This is a genomic window from Bowdeniella massiliensis (assembly GCF_023634005.1).
GTDB classification, from domain to species: domain Bacteria; phylum Actinomycetota; class Actinomycetes; order Actinomycetales; family Actinomycetaceae; genus Bowdeniella; species Bowdeniella massiliensis.
In genome coordinates this window covers 1-17,643 of record NZ_JALIQR010000020.1, presented here as the reverse complement: position 1 = coordinate 17,643, position 17,643 = coordinate 1, and the positions used below count along the sequence as shown (strand labels likewise).

The following is a 17,643-nucleotide window of genomic DNA, read 5'->3' as shown; positions in this document are numbered from 1 at the left end:
TGGGGATCCTTAGGCGAAGCGACGACGGGCAGCGAGGATGAGGGCGCCGGCCAGGCCGAGCACGCCGGTGACGACGAGCAGCTCGCTGCCGCCCTCCGAGCCGGTCGTCGGGAGGGTGTTCAGGCCTCCGACCTTGGCTCCGGCCGGGAGCTTCGCGATCTGCTCGGGGCTGAGCTCGCAGTCCTTGCCGTCGGGGGTCTTGCCGACCCACTCCTCGACCGTGGTGGAGGTGCCGGCGGCAGCGGGATCGGCATTTCCGACCGCGAACAGCAGGGTCGTTGCGGCGCTGACCTTCTGGCCGGCGTTCGTCGTTGCGCTCTGGGTGATGCTCACGCGGTAAATCCCGGGGGCGGTGAACACCCAGTTGGGGTGGGCGTGGGTGTTGGCGGGCACCGTGTAGCTCGTGGGGCCGCCGACGTTGTCAAAGACGCGCTGGCCGACGCCCGAGCCGAGCCCGCCGGAGTTAAAGACCGCGAGTTTACCCGGGCCGGTGACGCCGTTCAGCGTCCACGTGACGGGGCCCGTGGTGCCGTTGACGATGCTCGGGTGCATGGTGTTCTGGCCGAGCCAGGGCACACCCGCCTGCTGGGTGGATCCGATGACCCAGACGTTGCTGCCGGGGCTGGCGACAAAGGAGAGTGCTTCCGGGGCGCTCGTGCGAGCGGCGTCGGAGACCTTGAAGACGATCGAGGACGGGTTCACCCACTGGGCCGGCTGCCGGCGGTCGTCCTTCAGGGACGCCACAAGCTTGCCGCCCTGCAGCTGGGCGCCGAGGTCGAAGTGCCCGTCGGTCGCGACCTTGACGCTACCCTTTTCGGTGCGCGTCACCTTGGTGGGGATGCACTGCTCGGTGCTCGGAGCAGGCGCTGGGGAATCCGAGGTTGGCTTGGGGGCCGGCGCCGTCGGCTTTGGAGCTGGCGCGGTGGGCTTCGGCGCCGGGGTGGTCGGCTGCGGCGCCGGGGTCGTCGGCGCGGGAGTCGGGCTCGAGTCAGTCGGCTTCGGCTCAGGCGAGGTCGGCGACGGATCCGGGGTTGCGGACGGGTCCGGCGTCGGGGTCGCGGTCGGCTCCGGAGTCGGGGTGGTCGGCTTCGGATCCGGGGTCGGGGTCGGCTCGGGCTTCTTGTCCCCCACCTCGAAGGTGTAGGTCGCCGTATTGGACTTCTTGACCGCGCCGTCCTTGGTCGCGCCGGAGGCCTGAACCGTCAGGGTGTAGGTACCTGGCTTAGAAAAAACCCAGTTGGCGTGAGTGTGCGCGGGGTACTTCTGGTCGATCGCGGTGCCAGTCTTGAGCTGGTAGCCGCCGTCCTTGAGCAGTGAGGTGACACCGAACATCGAGGAGGAAAACAGGTGGATGTCGCCAGGACCTGCGACCTTGGTGAACGCGATATCAATCTGCGAGAAACCCGCCGGGTCGCTCTGCACACCCATCGTGTCCCAGCCGGGCCAAATGAGGTTCGGATCCTGCGTCATCGGAAGGAGGTAGCCCGACGGCGAACCCGGGATGGACGAGGGGATGGCGTCGTTAAATGCGGCCTCTTTGACCTTCAAGACGACGTCTTCCGGGGCGTGGGTAACGTGCGATCCGGTGACATCTTCCTTCAAGTTGAGGATGAGTTCACCGTTGTTGGCTTGGACATTGAACGCATCGATGTGGCCGGTATCGAACGTGTGTCGCGGCGCGGCGTTGGCAGCGGGGATAACCGCTGCGATCGCGAGGGCGAACACGGATACGAGAGCCAGGACCGACCGATGCCAGGTACTGCGAAGCATCGCGGGGCACTCCTTGGAGCAAAGGGACAGGACGCCCTGACCCTAACGTTATTGATTCCGATTATCAACTAAAGGAGGATCGTGCCGCGAGGCTAGCGTGAGAGGTTAACCGTGCGGAAAGGCCTGCTCTTTTATGGCACCCGGTAGGTCCATTCATCGGAGAGGAACTTCGTTTTGACGAGTTCCTTGGCCTTGTCGAGTTCTTCTTGCCGGTACTCGGATCGCACGGTGTCGTAGCGTCCTTCGAAGTGGGAGATGAAGGCGTCGATGATAGTCTCGCGCGACAGTCCGGTTTGCGAACGCATCGGGTCAACCCGCTTGTTCGCGCTGCGCGTTCCCTTGTCGCTCAGTTTTTCGCGGCCGATGCGAAGCACGTCGAGCATCTTGTTTGCATCGATGTCATAGGCCATCGTCACGTGGTGCAAGACGACTCCGTTGGCGAAGCGCTTTTGAGCCGCTCCCCCGATCTTGCCCTGGTCTGAGGCGATGTCGTTAAGGGGAACGTAGTGGGCGTTGATTCCGACATCCGCGAGCGCCCCCATGACCCAGTCATCGAGGTAGGCGTAGGAGCGTTCGAAGCTCAGCCCCTCCACGAGGGAGGTCGGCACGACGAGTGAATACGTGATGCAGTTGCCTGCTTCCATGAACATCGCGCCGCCGCCGGAGATGCGGCGCACGACCACCATGTCGTGCTTAGCGAGACCAGCGGCGTCGATTTCGTTTTTCACCGACTGGAAGGAGCCGATGACGACGAGCGGATCGTTCCACTCCCAGATGCGCATGATGGGACCGCGGCGGCCCGCGGCTACCTCGCCGGGCAGGACCTGATCGAGGGCGACGTGCATAGCGGGGTGCATGGGTTCGCCGTGGATGACCTCGAAGGTGTGGTCATACCAGCCGGTGGCTTGACCGAGCGCGCGGCGCACGGCGATCGCGACGGCCTCCGTCGAGAAGCCAATCATGGCGACGTCGGGGTGCAGTTCGGTATCCATCCGGTGCTGCAACTCATCGACCGTGGAACTGGCGGGCATTCCGTTCAGCGCGTTGTTAAGCTCCTCGAGCGCTGAGTCGGGTTCGAGGAAGAAATCTCCTGAAATCTTCACGTTCGCGAGCCGCTCATCGACGATGTCACAGTCGACCGCGACGAGCTTTCCACCTCTAACTTTGAATTCTCCGCGCATACCTCTAGTTTACTGAGGATCCTGGCGCTGCATGTGGCAGGCGGCTAGGAGATGCGGAACATCCAGCCGTGGGTGTCTTCAGCTTCACCCGCTTGGATCGCGGTGAGGCGCTCGTGGATGGACGCGGTCACCGCCCCGGAGGGCACGCTGACGTCGAAATCATCGGAGGCGAGGCGCCCGATAGGGGTGACAACGGCCGCGGTTCCGCAGGCGAAGACCTCGCTGACGGCGCCCGATTCGATGTCCGCGATGAGCTCGGATAGCGGGATCGCGGTTTGCTCCACGGTGATGCCATCGTCGGCGAGCAGCTGGATGATGGCCGAGCGGGTCCCGCCTTCCAGGATTGATCCAGTCAGGCGTGGGGTTGCGACGCGACCGTCGGAGTAGACCACGAAGACATTCATGCCACCGAGTTCTTCCAGGTTTACTTCGTCGCGGGCGTCGAGGAAACACACCTGCTCAAAGCCCTTGGCAGCTGCTTCTTGTTGCGGCAGCAGCGAGGAGGCGTAGTTGCCGGCGGTTTTCGCGGCGCCGGTGCCGCCCGGGCCCGCGCGATGATAGGTGCGGCTGACCCAGATCGAGACGGGCGTAAAGCCATTGGCGAAGTAGGCGCCGACCGGGGATGCGATGAGGAGGTATTCGAAGCGATGGGAGGGACGCACCCCGAGGAAGGCCTCGGAGGCGAACATGAAGGGGCGCAGATACAGTGCGCCCGGGAGTTCGGGGACGTAGGCGGCATCGGCGCACACGAGATCGACGATCGAGCCGAGGAAGTCCTCAACTTCGAGCTGCGGCATGGCCATGCGGCGAGCTGATGCGTTCATACGAACCGCGTTGAAGCCCGGGCGGAAGGTCCAAAGCGAGCCGTCGGCGTGCCGGTAGGCCTTCAATCCTTCGAAGATCTCCTGGCCGTAGTGCAAGACGGAGGCGGCCGGCGAAAGTGACAGGTCGCCGTAGTCCTCCAGGCGGCGCTCACCCCAGCCGTCTTGCAACCGCCACGTCATGTGGACCATGTGATCGGTAAAGACGGTGCCGAACTTCAGGTCGGCAAGGATCTGGGCGATATCGGCCTCATTGCGTCCCGGTTTGGTGCTGGCCACCTCGAACCGACCCGCGACGTCATCCGCACGCAAGGTCAGAGCAGCGGCTGCCGTTTCGATCGCGCTTGCCTCATTGGCCATGGATCCGTGTCCTTCCATCTGTTCCTATACCGAACCTTACGCGTATCGCGCCCTAGGCTTCCCGTTCGCCTGGCACCCGCCGGCGGGCGGCCCACACATCCGTTGTCAGGGCGTCGGGCAGGTCTTCACACTCGGCGGCGATAAAGACCGGCTCGGCGCGGCCCACTCGCCGCTGGCGCTCGTAATCCCGCAGGATGGCAACGCCCCAGGGTGCGAGCACAATGAGCGCAACGAGGTTGGTGATCGTCATGATGGCCATCGCGATATCGACCGCATTCCACACGACGGCGAGTGTCATGAGGGCACCGATCACGACGGAGGCGACCGAGACGATGCGTACCGCCCACACCCCGATCGGGCTCGACGTCACGAAGAACATGTTCACTTCGGAGTAGACGTAGGCGGCGATGATCGAAGAAAACGCGAGGACGAAAATCATCACGGCCATGGGCAGCGACGCCCACGAGCCGAGCGCATCGACGACGGCGAGCGTCGTCAGCGTCGCCGGGTTCACGCCTTCGGCGCCCCAGACCTCCGGGCCGGCAACGAGGATGATGAATGCGGTTGCGGTGCACACAATGATGGTGTCGACGAAGACGCCGAGCGACTGGATTAGGCCCTGGCGCACGGGGTGGGCGACGGTGGCCGTCGCGGCGGCGTTCGGGGCCGTGCCCTGGCCCGCCTCGTTGGAAAATAGGCCGCGCTTCGTGCCGTTGATGATCGCGGCGAGGATCCCGCCGCCAAGTCCCCCAACCAGCGGTTCGGGCGAAAACGCGCTGCTAAAGATCATGCCAAGGATGCGCGGGAATTCGCTGATGTGCATCACGACGATGACCGCGGCCATCGCGACGTAGATGAGGGCCATGACGGGCGCCATGATCTCCGTGACGCGGGCAACCAAGCGGATTCCGCCCATAATGACGGGCGCGGCAAAGGCGAAGAGCAGCGCCGCGGTGATGAGCGGGTCCGTGCCGGCCGCGGTCATGGTCTCGGCGATGGCGTTGGACTGCACCGTCGTGATGACAAAGGCGCAGGTGATAACGGTGATGACCGCGAAGATCGAGCCGAGCAGCTTGGACTTCATCCCGAGCTGCATGTAGTAGGCGGGCCCGCCGCGGAAGGTGCCGTCGGGCGCGCGAACCTTAAAGAGCTGGGCGAGGCTCGCCTCGAAGAACGCCGTCGCCATGCCGACCAGCGCCACGATCCACATCCAAAAGATCGCGCCGGGTCCGCCCATGAGCAGGGCTGCCGCCACGCCGAAGACGTTGCCTACCCCGACGCGAGCAGCCAGCGAGATACAAAATGCCTGGAAGGAGGAAATCCCGCCGCGAGCCCCGCCGCGGGAGGAGGCGACGACGCTGACCATGTGCCGAAACAGCCGCACCTGCACCGCGCGGGTGCGCCAGGTGAGGTAAATTCCGGCGCCGAGCAGCACCCAGATGGTGCCATACAGCGTGATGGAGTCGGCCACGAGCAAGATAGCGTCTGCGAGGGGATTCACGCGCCCATCCTGGCAGATGCGTCCGGCACGTGATCGCCGCGGCCGCTAACTGGACGGCGACGTAGACTGCCGTGATACGGCACCGATGGAAAGGACGAGACCATGGCACGGCCCCTGCGCTCACGCACCTCGACTCACGGTCGCAACATGGCGGGCGCGCGCGCCCTGTGGCGCGCCACCGGGATGGGCGATTCCGATTTTGGCAAACCGATCGTCGCGATCGCCAATTCGTTCACCCAGTTCGTGCCCGGCCACGTCCACCTCAAAGACATGGGCCAACTCGTGGCTGGAGCCGTTGCCGAGGCCGGCGGCGTCGCCAAGGAATTCAACACGATCGCCGTCGACGACGGCATCGCCATGGGCCACGAGGGCATGCTGTACTCGCTGCCGAGCCGCGAGATCATCGCCGACGCCGTCGAGTACATGGTCAACGCCCACTGCGCCGATGCCCTCGTGTGCATCTCCAACTGCGACAAGATCACGCCCGGCATGCTGCTGGCCGCTTTGCGGCTGAATATCCCGACGGTATTCGTCTCGGGCGGGCCGATGGAGGCCGGCAAGAACATCCCGCCCGACGCGATCATCGGCGGCTCGCAAACGGGGCACGGCAACCTCATCACCGTCATGAATGCGACGGCCGATGACGCGATCAGCGATGACGCCCTGACCGAGATGGAGCGCCTCGCCTGCCCGACGTGCGGCTCCTGCTCCGGCATGTTCACCGCCAATTCAATGAACTGCTTGACCGAGGCGCTCGGGCTTGCGTTGCCGGGTAACGGCTCGACGCTCGCCACCCACATCGCTCGCAAGGACCTCTTCCTGCGCGCCGGCGCCACCGTCATGGACCTCGCGCGCGCCTACTACGACGACGAGGACGATTCCGTGCTGCCGCGCGCGATCGCCACGACCGATGCCTTCCACAACGCGATGGCGCTCGACATGGCGATGGGCGGCTCCTCCAATACCGTCCTGCACCTGCTCGCGGCCGCCGTCGAAGGCGAGATCGACTTCGACCTCGCCGACATCGCCCACCTCGGGGATACCGTCCCCTGCCTGTCGAAGGTCGCGCCGAATCACAACGACTACCACATGGAAGACGTCCACCGCGCCGGCGGTATTCCGGCGCTGCTCGGCGAACTCGATCGCGGCGGCTTCCTGCGCCACAGCGTGCGCTCGGTCCACTCCCCCGATCTGGCGAGTTGGCTCGCCGATTGGGACATCCGCGGCGGCGCCGCCACCGAACAGGCGCGCGAGCTGTTTTCCGCCGCGCCCGGAAACGTGCGCACCGTCGAGGCCTTTTCCACCGATAACCGCTGGGCGAGCCTGGATACCGATGCGGCTGGCGGCTGCATCCGCGATATCGAACACGCCTACACCCAAAGCGGCGGGCTGACGGTGCTGCGCGGCAACATCGCACCCGAGGGCGCGATCATCAAGGCCGCGGGCATCGATCCCGAGCTCTTCCACTTCGAAGGCGAGGCCATCGTCGTCGAATCCCAGGACGAGGCGATCGAGAAAATCCTGAACAAAACGGTGCGCGCCGGCCACGTCGTCGTCATCCGCTACGAAGGGCCCGCCGGCGGCCCCGGCATGCAGGAAATGCTCTACCCGACGTCGTTTTTGAAGGGCCGCGGCCTTGGCAAACAGTGCGCGCTCATCACCGACGGCCGCTTCTCCGGCGGCACCTCGGGCATCTCGGTCGGCCACATCTCGCCCGAGGCCGCCGACGGCGGACTCATCGCGCTCATCCGCGACGGCGACCGCATCACGATCGACGTCACTGAGGGGCTGCTGCGCCTGGAGGTCGACGACGCCGAAATCGCGCGGCGCCGCGAGGCCGAAGAATCCCGCGAGCACCCCTATACGCCCGCGACGCGGGAGCGCCACGTCTCGCCCGCCCTGCAGCTGTATGCCGCCTGCGCAACGAGCGCCTCCAAGGGCGCGGCCCGCGACGTTTCTCGCGTCACGGGCCGCCGCTAACCTAGGAGCTCGCCAGGCGCGCGCCTTCGACGAGCGATTCGAGCTTCGCCCACGCGATATCGCGGTGGATGCGACCGCCCAGGCCGCAGTCCGTAGAGGCGATCACGCGCTCGGGCCCGACGATGCTCGCGAACTTTTCAATCCGTTCGGCGACGAGTTCGGGGTGCTCGACGACGTTCGTGGAGTGCGAGACAACGCCCGGAACAAGGATCTTGTTCTCCGGCAGATCGATGTCGCGCCAGACCTTCCACTCGTGGGCGTGGCGAACGTTGGCGGCCTCAAAGGAGATCTGGTCGGCGTTGATCTCGAGCACCTTGTCGACGATGTGCTTGAGCTCGATATCCGTCGTGTGCGGGCCGTGCCAGGAGCCCCAGCACAGGTGGATGCGGACCCTGGCCGGGTCGATGCCCTCAAGCGCGTGGTTGAGAGTATCGATCCGCAGCTGCAGGAACGAGCGGTAGTCCTCGATGCTCGGCTCGGGATTGATCTGGTCCCATGCCTCAGCAAGCGAGGGATCATCGAGCTGCAGGATGAGCCGCGCGTCGACGATCGCCCGGTACTCCTCGCGCAGCGCGTCGGCGCAGGCATACATGTACTCTGCTTCGCTGTCGTAGTACTCGTTTTTCACGCGCGCGGCAGATCCGGGGGCGACGGCCGCGAGGAAGCCGTCGGCGATGTCGTAGCGGTCCATCGCGTGCTTGAGCAGGGCGATGTCGAAGGCCGCTTCCTCGCCGCCCACGTAGGTGACGGGTCCGGTCACGACGGGGTTCTTGTCCGGCAGTTTGCCGACGGTAATGCCGGCCGTCGGATCCGCATAGGCGTCCTTGAACTTCGTCCAATCGCGCCGGTCCGGAAACGAGGTCAGCTGCGGGTTGCCGGGCGTGGAGCGCACGGGCTTTTCCGATTCCCAGCGAGCCTCATCGCGCAGTTCGATGCCGCCAAGGCGCGTGAAGGAGTAAGCCCACCACGAGCCGTAGTCGACCTTGCCCGTCGTCACGTGGCCATATTCGCCCTCGTTAACGATGTCCAGGCCGATGTCCTGCTGCTTCTTCACGACCTCGTCGACGGCCTCTTGCAGCACCATCTCGAACTCATCGCGGGCTAGCTGCGTCTTCGCCTCGTTGGCGGCGAGCAGTTGATCGGTGCGCGGAAGCGAGCCGCCGTGCGTGGTTCGAATTCGAGACATGACACCCTCCTTGGGCAGTGGACACTGCGACGAGTGATCTCGCCGACGCCTAGGACGCTAGTACCGAAAGGGATGAGCGCCTTAAGCGCGTCCAGACTGTGAACTAGAGCGCCGCGCAGATTGCGTCGCCGACACCGCTCGTCGTCACCTCGTAGGGGGTGCCGGCGGCCGCGAGCTCAGCGCGCTGCGCCATGTGGGTGCTCACCGCTTGCTGCACGTCGCGTGTTGCCTCGGGAAGGTCCAGGTGGTTCAGCATCAGGACGAGCGAGCCGATCGCGGCGATCGGATCGGCAGTATTCGTGCCCGCGATATCGGGCGCCGAGCCGTGCACGGGTTCGAACATCGAGGGGAAGGCACCCTCGGGGTTGAGGTTGGCGCTGGCCGCGAGACCGACTCCCCCGCTGATCGCCCCCGCCTCGTCGGTGAGGATATCGCCAAAGAGATTATCGGTGACGATGACATCGAAGCGCGCCGGGTCGGTAATGAGGAAGATCGTCGCGGCATCGATGTGCAGGTAGTCGGTGCTGACGCTCGGGAACTCCTCGCCGATCTCCGCGACGGTGCGCCGCCACAGGTCCCCGGCGTTGACGAGCACGTTGTGCTTGTGCACGAGGGTGAGGTGTTTGCGTTCGCGCGCCGCTGCAACCTCGAATGCGTAACGCACGAGCCGGCGTACCCCGTAGGCGGTGTTAACCGAGACCTCGGTCGCGATCTCGTGGGCGGTGCCGCGCCGCACGCTGCCGCCGTTGCCGCAGTACAGGCCCTCGGTGCCTTCGCGCACGACGATGAAGTCGATTTCTCCCGGGTTTGCGAGCGGCGAGGGCACCCCCGGGTAGCGGATGGAGGGCCGCAGGTTGACGTAGTGGTCGAACGCGAAACGCAGTCGCAGCAGCAGGTCTCGCTCCAAGATTCCCGACGGCACGCTCGGATCGCCGATCGCCCCGAGCAGGATGGCGTCGTGACCGGCAAGGGCGGCAAGGTCGTCATCGGTGAGCGTCTGGCCGGTCGCGTGCCAGCGGCGCGCCCCAATATCGTAGGGCGTTTCTTTCAGCTCGATCCCGCGCTCGCTCAAGACCGTGCGCGCCACGCGAAGCGCCTGCTCGGTGACCTCCGGACCGATACCGTCGCCGCCAATAACTGCTACATCGATTGCGTTCATAGGCACACGCTAACCCGCCGCCTACTCCCGCTGCGCGAAGCGTTCTCCTAGTGAAAACGCGCGCCCCGCGCGGCTCCGGCCTTAGTCCAGCGGGCGGTCATCCAGGCTCGGCGCCGCGCCCGGGTTCTCGTCGAGGAACTCGGCCGCCCGGCCCGCGGCAAACGCCTCAAACACGGGGCGTGCCTTCGCCATATCGAGGTTGACGATCGACTGCTTGCCATCGGGACTCCAGCCCGTGCCGGCATACGGCGCGGTGATGAAGCGAACCGATCCCGGCCGCAGGGACGTCGACTCGAGCGCGAGCGACTGCAACGTCGACATCGTCAGCGTCTCGTCCATGAGCGTCGTCTTGGTAATGATGTCGAGCAGGCCGTACATCTTCGTCGGCGAGGTCAAAATGTCCTGGTTGAACACCGACTGGGCGATCGCCCGCATCCACGCCTGCTGGCGCCGCACCCGGTCGAAGTCGCCCTGCGGCAGTGTCTTGCGCGTCTGAGCGAAGATGAGCGCCTGTTCGCCATTCATGTGCTGGGCGCCGTCGCGCGTGTTGATCGTGACGCCACCGAGTTCGTCGGTCAGCTGGGTGAAGGATTCGAAGTCGACGAGCATGACGTGATCGAGGTGGATGTTCGTGAGGTTTTCCACCGTCTGGATCGCGAGCGGGATCCCGCCGTAGGACAGCCCCGCGTTGATCTTGGCCATCCCGTGCCCCGGCACCTCCACCCACGAGTCGCGCGGGATCGACATGACGGTCACGGCGGTGCGATCGCCGGAGAGTTGGGCGACCATGAGCGCATCGGAGCGCTGCTGGCCATACTCGATTTTCGACAGGTCGCCCTTGGACAGGCGCGAATCGGAGCCCAGGATGAGGAAGTTGATGGGCTGATGCTCCTCATCGACGGCGACGGGCGTGGGCCGCTTGGTCACGCCGCCGAAGGCGTCAAAGCGTTCGATCTGGTGATCGAAGCGATTGCGCAGGAGATAGAACGCCCCGACGGAGCCGCCGACGACGACCAGGGCGATCACGAGCAGAGCAGCCAGGACCTTGCGGCCCCGGGAGCGCTGCCGGGTAGCGGCCTGCCGGCCCGCGGCGCGCAGGGCGGAGCGATCCGACTTACCTCGCAGCTGCCGGCGCGAAGGCGGCTCGGGTGCGCCTGTTTCGTCCATGACCTCTCCTAACCCGAATGACCGCCCCTATCCTAAACGAGGTCGCCGGGCGGCCCCACACTCTGAGCCGCCCGGCGATAACCTCGCGCGTTAGCGCGCGGCGGAGCCGTCCTCGTAGTCGGCGTCCATCGTCTTCCAGGCGAACAGCTTGCGCAGCTCCTGGCCGGTCTTTTCCACCGGGTGGTTCTGGCCTTCAGCGCGCAGGACCTCAAACTCGGGCGCCCCGGCGTCCTGGTCCTCGATGAAGCGCGTGGCGAAGGTGCCGTCCTGGATGTCGGCGAGCACGGCCTTCATGTTCTCCTTGACCTCGGGCGTGATAATGCGCGGGCCGGAGACGTAGTCGCCGTATTCGGCCGTGTCCGAGCACGACCAGCGCTGCTTGGTGATGCCGCCCTCGTTGATGAGGTCGACGATGAGCTTGAGCTCGTGGAGCACCTCGAAGTAGGCGATCTCCGGCTGGTAGCCCGCCTCGGTGAGCGTTTCGAAGCCGTACTGGATGAGCTTGGAGACGCCACCGCACAGCACCGACTGCTCGCCGAAGAGGTCGGTTTCGGTCTCCTCGGTAAACGTCGTCTTGATCCCGCCGGCGCGCAGCGCGCCCATCGCCTTGGCGTAGCTGAGCGCGAGGTCCCAGGCGGTGCCGGAGGCATCCTGCTCGACGGCGATAATCGCGGGCACGCCGCGGCCGTCTTCGAACTGGCGCCGCACGGTGTGGCCCGGGCCCTTGGGCGCGACCATGCACACGTCGTGGCCCTCGCCCGGGGTGATGTAGCCGTAGCGGATGTTGAAGCCGTGCGCGAAGAACAGTGCTGCATCCGGCTTCAGGTTCGGCTCGATGTGTTCGGCGTAGACGCCGCGCTGGGCCTGGTCGGGCGTCAGGATCATGACGACGTCCGCATCGGCAACAGCCTCGCCAATCTCCTTGACGACGAGCCCCTGCTCCTCGGCCTTAGCCTTGGAGGCGGAGCCATCGCGCAACCCGACAACGACCTCCACTCCGCTGTCGCGCAGGTTCAACGCGTGGGCGTGGCCCTGCGAGCCGTAGCCAATAATCGCGACTTTTTTGGACTGGATGACGCCGAGGTCGGCGTCGTCGTCGTAAAACATTTCTGCCATGGGGGCATTCCTTTCGGGTGGGCGGTGCGGCTAGGCGCCGCGGCGGTTACGTTCGTAGGTTCGGTCGGCCAGGGATTTGGCGCCGCGCGCGATCCCCACGGAGCCCGATTGCACGATCTCCTTAATACCGTAGGGCTCCAGCGCCGTGAGCAGCGCCTCAAGTTTCGGATACGCGCCCGTCGCCTCGACGATGACGGCCTCCGGGGAGACGTCCACGACGTGGGCGCGGAAGAGCTCGACGACCTGCAGCACCGCGGTGCGGGAGCGGTCATCGGCCTTGACCTTGACGAGCAGGAGTTCGCGCTGGACGGATTCAACCTCGTCGAGTTCGACGATCTTGATGACGTTGATGAGCTTGTTCAGCTGCTTGGTCACCTGCTCCAGCGGCAATCGCTGCGCGTCGACGACGACGGTGATGCGCGAAATCGCGTCATTTTCCGTCGGGCCGACGGCCAGCGAGTGGATGTTGAAGGCGCGCCGCGCGAACAGGGCGGCGACCCGGGTGAGGACACCCGGCTTGTTCTCGACGAGGACGCTGAGCGTGTGGCGGTGATGGGTCGGCTTAGCCATGGTTACTCTTCCTCCCACTGCGGGGTGAGCCCGCGAGCGTACTGGATCTCGTCGTTGGACACGCCCGCCGGTACCATCGGCCAGACCATCGCATCGCGCGAGACGACGAAGTCGATCAGCACCGGGCGGTCGTTGATCGCCTGCGCCTTGCGGATCGTCTCTTCGATGTCCTCGGGCCGGGTGCAGCGCAGCCCGACGCAGCCGTAGGCCTCGGCGAGCTTGACGAAGTCCGGGATCGTGCGGCTCTCGTGCCCGGTTTCCAGGTCCGTGTGGGAGTAGCGTCCGTCGTAAAACAGCGTCTGCCACTGGCGCACCATGCCGAGCGAGGAGTTGTTGATGAGCGCAATCTTGATCGGGATGTCGTTTAGCGTGCACGTGGCCAGCTCCTGATTCGTCATCTGGAAGCAGCCATCGCCATCGATCGCCCACACTTCGCGCTCGGGCATCGCAACTTTCGCGCCCATCGCAGCCGGGACCGCGTACCCCATCGTGCCAAGGCCCCCGGAATTCAGCCACGTGTTCGGGCGCTCATAGGAGATGAACTGCGCCGCCCACATCTGGTGCTGGCCGACGCCGGAGCAGTAGATCGCATCGGGACCGGCGAGCGCGCCGAGCTTTTCGATGACCTCCTGCGGCGCCATGAGCCCATCCTCGGTGGGAGTAAACCCGAGCGGATAATTCTCGCGCAGTGCGTTCAGTTGCCGCCACCACGTGGCAAGGTCGGCCTTGCCCTCCTTTTCCTGCAGGTGGCGCACCGTCGGCAGCAGGTCTTCCACGACCTCGCGAATATCGCCGACGATTGGCACATCGGCCGTGCGGTTTTTCGAGATCTCGGCGGGGTCGATGTCGGCGTGGATGACGCGCGCCCCGGGCGCGAACGTCTCCAGGTCGCCCGTGACGCGATCATCGAAGCGTGCCCCGAGCGCGACGATGAGGTCGGCGCGCTGCAGCGCGGCCACGGCCGCCACCGAGCCGTGCATGCCCGGCATGCCGAGGTGGTTCGGATGCGAGTCCGGCACGCCGCCGCGGCCCATGAGGGTCGTCACGACGGCCGCGCCCGTGACATCAGCGAGTTCGGTTACGACGGCCGAGGCGCCCGAGCGGATCGTCCCGCCGCCCACGAGCAGCACCGGGCGGCGCGCATCCTGCAGCTCCCGCGCCGCCGCCTTGATCTGGCGATGATGCGGTTTCACGCGCGGCTTGTAGCCGGGCAGGCTGCGCTGCGGCGGCCACGAGAAGTCCATCTCGCCCACCTGGGCGGTTTTCGTGATGTCGACGAGCACCGGGCCCGGACGACCGGTTCGCGCAATGTAGAACGCTTCGGCGATACGGGCGGGAATATCTGCGGCGTCGGTAATGAGGAAGGAGTGCTTCGTCAGCGGCATCGTCGCGCCGACGATATCGGCCTCCTGGAAAGCGTCGGTGCCGATGAAGTTCGCCGCGACCTGGCCCGTAATCGCCACCATCGGCGTCGAGTCCATGTTTGCATTGGCGAGCGCCGTAATGAGGTTCGTGGCACCCGGTCCCGACGTCGCAATACATACCCCGACCTCGCCGCTAGCCGCCGCAAAGCCCTCCGCGGCGTGCCCGGCCCCCTGCTCGTGACGCACGAGGATGTGGCGCAGTTTCGTGGAGGCAAACAGCGGGTCATAGGTCGGAAGGATCGCCCCACCCGGCAGGCCGAAGACGGTTTCAACACCGAGTTCCTCAAGCGAACGAATGACGGCCTGGGCACCCGTCATGCGCTGTGGTGGCTCGCCACTGCGGCCCGTGGGTGGTCTGCCAGCTTCGGCAGTGCTTCGGGTCATGGTTTCTACTCCGGGAGACTCGTGCTGCTACTAAAAAACCCTTCACCTATGTGGGTGAAGGGCGCGCGATTGTGGGTACGTCAGTTCGACCCCGCGCGCCGCATAATGACGACGAGGGATAGAATGACGATCTCATTGCGCATGGCGCCATGCTATCCAGTGACCTGGCGCACGGGACACCTGTCCCACATCATGGGACTTCGACGTGGGAGACTAAGAGACGTCCATTCGAGATTCCTCGGTGTATTCCGTCGCCGAACCACCCCAGAAGGGATGCCAATGCACGCGATATTCAGCTTGCTGGCAGAAAACCAAGTCCTCCTGCTATTTATCCTCGTCGGCGCCGGGATGGCGCTGGGCCACCTCAAGATTCGCGGCATCGGCCTCGGCGCAGCCGCTGTCCTGTTCATGGCGATTGCGGTGTCCGCCTGGGGCCTGACCTACGGCGCTGAGCTCAAGGTCGCGCACGATATTGGGATCTTGGGTCTTGCCCTGTTCGCCTTTGCCATTGGCGTGAACTCGGGACCAAACTTCTTCCACATGATGCGCACCGCCGGCGGGCCGATCCTTGGCATGCTCGCGGTATTGATCGCCGCCGGTGGAGCTGCCTATGCGGTCGGTAGCGCCCTGGGAATGGAAGTCCCTCTCATTGCCGGTACCTTTGCCGGCGCCATCACGAACACCCCGGCCCTAGCATCCGCGGGCGCGGCCTCCGGGCAACCCGATCTCGCAACCGTCGGCTATTCGATCTCCTACCTCTTCGGTGTTATCGGCATGCTCGTCTTTGCGCAGCTCGCGCTGAACTACGGCAAGCGTGACAAGGACACCCCTTCACCGATCGCAAACCGCACCATTCGCGTGGAGCGCGATGACCGGCCGGCGATCGCCGATCTGCAACGGGTCCTCGGCACCAGCCTGCAGTTCTCCCGCCTGCGGCGCGGCGAGGTTGGACCGATCACCACGCCGATGCCGACCGACGTCCTGTACCGCGATGACCTCATCACCGTCGTCGGACCGCAAGAAGATCTCGACAAGGCCATCGCAGAACTTGGGCACGGCTCCTCGCATTCGCTGCTCGCCGATCGGCGTTACCTGGACTTCCGGCGCATCACCGTCTCGGATCCGAAGCTTGCGGGCCACCAGATCCACGAACTGAACCTCGAGGAGAAGTTCAGCGCGACGGTCTCGCGTGTGCGCCGCGGGGATGTCGATATGGTGGGCACCCCGGACCTCGTGCTGCAGCTCGGCGACCGCGTCCGTGTCGTTGCCCCCACCTCCAAGATGAAGGGCATCTCCAAATACTTTGGCGACTCGGCCCGCGGCCTTTCCGATATCAACCCGATCGCTCTCGGCCTAGGCATGGCGCTCGGTATCCTCATCGGTGAAACGCCCATTATGCTCCCTGGCGGCTCGACCTTCTCGATCGGCGCTGCCGCAGGAACCCTCATTGTTGGCTTGGTGATGGGCAAGATTGGACGTATCGGTAAGGTCGTCACCGCAATCCCCTACACCGCCTGCCAGGTGCTTTCCGAGTTCGGTCTGCTGGTCTTCCTCGCGTACGCGGGCACCGCTGCCGGCGGCCAGATCGCCAATGCCTTCACGGGCGGATCCTGGTGGAAGATCTTCGTCCTAGGCGTCGTCGTCACGACGATTGTGGGCGCGGGTATCTACATCGTGATGCGCTGGGTCTTTAAGCTCGGTGGCACCCGCACTGCGGGCGTCCTCGGCGGCACCCAGACACAGCCCGCGGTCTTGGCCTACGCCAATACCCGTACAAACACCGACCCGCGAGTGGCTCTTGGCTACGCCATGGTTTACCCGATGGCAATGATCGCGAAGATTCTCATCGCCCAGATCCTGGGTGGCCTCTAAAACAACGCCACCTTCGCAGGCGAAGGAAAGATCTCGTCGAGCCCGGCCAATACAGCCGGGCTCGGCTCGTATTCGTTTGCAGCGGCATTCTCTTCTACTTGGCTAGGCTTCGTCGCTCCCGCGATCACGGAGGCGACCTGGGGCCGGGAGGAGAGCCACGCCAGCGCGAGCGTGCCCTTAGACACCTCGTGTTCCTTGGCTAGTTCGCCGTACGCCCGGAGTTGGTCAAGGTCAGCCTTGGCCAACTTATCGCCCCGAGATAGGCGTGAGCCCTCTGGGGCCTTACCACTGGAGTACTTGCCCGTGAGGAGTCCCGAGGCTAGCGGGAAGTACGGGAAGATACCGAGATCGTAGTGCTGAGCAGCCGGGACGACCTCGAACTCGGCTCGGCGATCGATGAGGTTGTAGTGCGATTGCGATGAGATGAATCGGGTTGTGCCCAGTTCACGAGCTACGTGTTCCGCTTCAGCGATCTGCCAACCAGCACGGTTGGAGTGTCCGACGTATCGGACCTTTCCTGCCGTCACAAGATCATCGAGTGCACGCAGCGTTTCCTCGATAGGGGTCAGCGCATCCGGCGTATGGAACTGATAGAGATCGATGTAGTCGGTCCGCAGTCGTCGTAGCGAGCCCTCAACAGCGGCGATGATGTAGCTGCGGCTCCCTCGCGCCCCATAATCGGGTCCATCCAGGTGGCCGACGTCCATCCCGAACTTCGTCCCGATGACTGCTTGATCGCGCTTGCCTTTGAGAGCTGTGCCAAGCATCTGTTCGGAGAGCCCCGGTTCCTTGCCGTAGACGTTGGCGACGTCGAAGAACGTGACGCCCGAATCGAGCGCCGCGTCAACGACCGCGTTGACACCGGACTGCTCTTCCGTTGCGGTACCGGGACGGCCGAGATTGTTGCAACCGAGCCCGATGGCAGAGACGACGAGACCAGATTTTCCTACGTGACGGTAGCGCATGACTTTCATCGTAGCCGCACACAAGAAAACCCTCGCTTGGGGGCGAGGGTTGTGGGGTGTATATGCCGGTGGCCCCACCTTGTTGGTGGGGCCACCGGGTTTGGGTGGTGTCGGCGGTGTCCTACTCTCCCACACTCTCTCGGGTGCAGTACCATCGGCGCTGGAGGGCTTAGCTTCCGGGTTCGGA

Annotated in this window: 13 protein-coding genes and 1 rRNA gene; 2 read left to right on the top strand and 12 right to left on the bottom strand. The window is 65.1% G+C overall.

Annotated features, from left to right (window positions below; genetic code table 11):
* Positions 1–9: 9 nt before the first annotated feature.
* The 4 genes from MUN85_RS11865 to MUN85_RS11850 all read right to left on the bottom strand — a co-directional run bounded on the left by MUN85_RS11865 (position 10) and on the right by MUN85_RS11850 (position 5,633).
* Positions 10–1,770, bottom strand: a complete 1,761-nt coding sequence (locus MUN85_RS11865; RefSeq protein ID WP_250506893.1) for a TIGR03773 family transporter-associated surface protein — start codon at positions 1,768–1,770, stop codon at positions 10–12.
* Between the two features lie 131 nt (positions 1,771–1,901).
* Positions 1,902–2,951 (bottom strand): lipoate-protein ligase LplAB, encoded by a 1,050-nt coding sequence (gene lplAB / locus MUN85_RS11860; protein ID WP_250506892.1) that lies wholly within the window; start codon positions 2,949–2,951, stop codon positions 1,902–1,904.
* A 44-nt stretch (positions 2,952–2,995) separates the two neighbouring features.
* Entirely contained in the window at positions 2,996–4,132 is a 1,137-nt protein-coding gene (locus MUN85_RS11855; RefSeq protein ID WP_250506891.1) for a branched-chain amino acid aminotransferase, read from the bottom strand.
* Between the two features lie 52 nt (positions 4,133–4,184).
* Positions 4,185–5,633 carry an alanine/glycine:cation symporter family protein gene (locus tag MUN85_RS11850; protein ID WP_250506890.1) on the bottom strand — a complete coding sequence of 483 codons (1,449 nt, stop codon included), beginning with the start codon at positions 5,631–5,633 and terminating at the stop codon, positions 4,185–4,187.
* 102 nt (positions 5,634–5,735) lie between these two features.
* On the opposite strand from MUN85_RS11850, the gene ilvD reads away from it, so the two are divergent.
* On the top strand, positions 5,736–7,613 hold the full coding sequence (gene ilvD, locus MUN85_RS11845) for a dihydroxy-acid dehydratase (RefSeq protein ID WP_250506889.1): 1,878 nt from the start codon (positions 5,736–5,738) through the stop codon (positions 7,611–7,613).
* Between the two features lies 1 nt (position 7,614).
* On the opposite strand, the gene MUN85_RS11840 is transcribed toward ilvD, so the two are convergent.
* The 6 genes from MUN85_RS11840 to MUN85_RS11815 all read right to left on the bottom strand — a co-directional run bounded on the left by MUN85_RS11840 (position 7,615) and on the right by MUN85_RS11815 (position 14,619).
* Positions 7,615–8,799 carry a cobalamin-independent methionine synthase II family protein gene (locus MUN85_RS11840; protein WP_250506888.1) on the bottom strand — a complete coding sequence of 395 codons (1,185 nt, stop codon included), beginning with the start codon at positions 8,797–8,799 and terminating at the stop codon, positions 7,615–7,617.
* 103 nt (positions 8,800–8,902) lie between these two features.
* Positions 8,903–9,958, bottom strand: coding sequence for a 3-isopropylmalate dehydrogenase (locus MUN85_RS11835; protein WP_250506887.1), 1,056 nt, complete (start codon positions 9,956–9,958; stop codon positions 8,903–8,905).
* Between the two features lie 81 nt (positions 9,959–10,039).
* A complete protein-coding gene (locus MUN85_RS11830; RefSeq protein ID WP_250506886.1) occupies positions 10,040–11,125 on the bottom strand; it encodes an LCP family protein in 1,086 nt (361 codons plus the stop codon).
* 90 nt (positions 11,126–11,215) lie between these two features.
* Complete coding sequence (gene ilvC, locus MUN85_RS11825) at positions 11,216–12,241, bottom strand: ketol-acid reductoisomerase (protein ID WP_250506885.1); 1,026 nt, start codon at positions 12,239–12,241, stop codon at positions 11,216–11,218.
* 30 nt (positions 12,242–12,271) lie between these two features.
* Entirely contained in the window at positions 12,272–12,811 is a 540-nt protein-coding gene (gene ilvN / locus MUN85_RS11820) for an acetolactate synthase small subunit (protein WP_250506884.1), read from the bottom strand.
* Between the two features lie 2 nt (positions 12,812–12,813).
* Positions 12,814–14,619: an acetolactate synthase large subunit gene (locus tag MUN85_RS11815; protein ID WP_284501165.1), complete on the bottom strand. Its 1,806-nt coding sequence runs from the start codon at positions 14,617–14,619 to the stop codon at positions 12,814–12,816.
* Between the two features lie 279 nt (positions 14,620–14,898).
* Between MUN85_RS11815 and MUN85_RS11810 the strand changes: the two genes are divergently transcribed.
* Positions 14,899–16,491, top strand: a complete 1,593-nt coding sequence (locus MUN85_RS11810; RefSeq protein ID WP_250506883.1) for an aspartate:alanine exchanger family transporter — start codon at positions 14,899–14,901, stop codon at positions 16,489–16,491.
* On the opposite strand, the gene MUN85_RS11805 is transcribed toward MUN85_RS11810, so the two are convergent.
* Both MUN85_RS11805 and rrf read right to left on the bottom strand, forming a co-directional pair.
* The gene (locus tag MUN85_RS11805; protein ID WP_250506882.1) at positions 16,488–17,456 is read right to left on the bottom strand and encodes an aldo/keto reductase; all 969 of its coding nucleotides are present in this window, start codon (positions 17,454–17,456) and stop codon (positions 16,488–16,490) included. The two genes, MUN85_RS11810 and MUN85_RS11805, sit on opposite strands and share 4 nt — an antisense overlap.
* Positions 17,457–17,564: 108 nt before the next feature.
* Positions 17,565–17,643: ribosomal RNA gene (rrf, locus tag MUN85_RS13090) — 5S ribosomal RNA — on the bottom strand; the annotation flags it as partial.

Bases quoted from the DNA above. Each gene is read 5' to 3' on its own strand.
- MUN85_RS11865 (WP_250506893.1), bottom strand. From the start codon at position 1,770: ATGCTTCGCAGTACCTGGCATCGGTCGGTCCTGGCTCTCGTATCCGTG.
- lplAB (WP_250506892.1), bottom strand. From the start codon at position 2,951: ATGCGCGGAGAATTCAAAGTTAGAGGTGGAAAGCTCGTCGCGGTCGAC.
- MUN85_RS11855 (WP_250506891.1), bottom strand. From the start codon at position 4,132: ATGGCCAATGAGGCAAGCGCGATCGAAACGGCAGCCGCTGCTCTGACC.
- ilvD (WP_250506889.1), top strand. From the start codon at position 5,736: ATGGCACGGCCCCTGCGCTCACGCACCTCGACTCACGGTCGCAACATG.
- MUN85_RS11840 (WP_250506888.1), bottom strand. From the start codon at position 8,799: ATGTCTCGAATTCGAACCACGCACGGCGGCTCGCTTCCGCGCACCGAT.
- MUN85_RS11835 (WP_250506887.1), bottom strand. From the start codon at position 9,958: ATGAACGCAATCGATGTAGCAGTTATTGGCGGCGACGGTATCGGTCCG.
- MUN85_RS11830 (WP_250506886.1), bottom strand. From the start codon at position 11,125: ATGGACGAAACAGGCGCACCCGAGCCGCCTTCGCGCCGGCAGCTGCGA.
- ilvC (WP_250506885.1), bottom strand. From the start codon at position 12,241: ATGGCAGAAATGTTTTACGACGACGACGCCGACCTCGGCGTCATCCAG.
- ilvN (WP_250506884.1), bottom strand. From the start codon at position 12,811: ATGGCTAAGCCGACCCATCACCGCCACACGCTCAGCGTCCTCGTCGAG.
- MUN85_RS11815 (WP_284501165.1), bottom strand. From the start codon at position 14,619: ATGACCCGAAGCACTGCCGAAGCTGGCAGACCACCCACGGGCCGCAGT.
- MUN85_RS11810 (WP_250506883.1), top strand. From the start codon at position 14,899: ATGCACGCGATATTCAGCTTGCTGGCAGAAAACCAAGTCCTCCTGCTA.
- MUN85_RS11805 (WP_250506882.1), bottom strand. From the start codon at position 17,456: ATGCGCTACCGTCACGTAGGAAAATCTGGTCTCGTCGTCTCTGCCATC.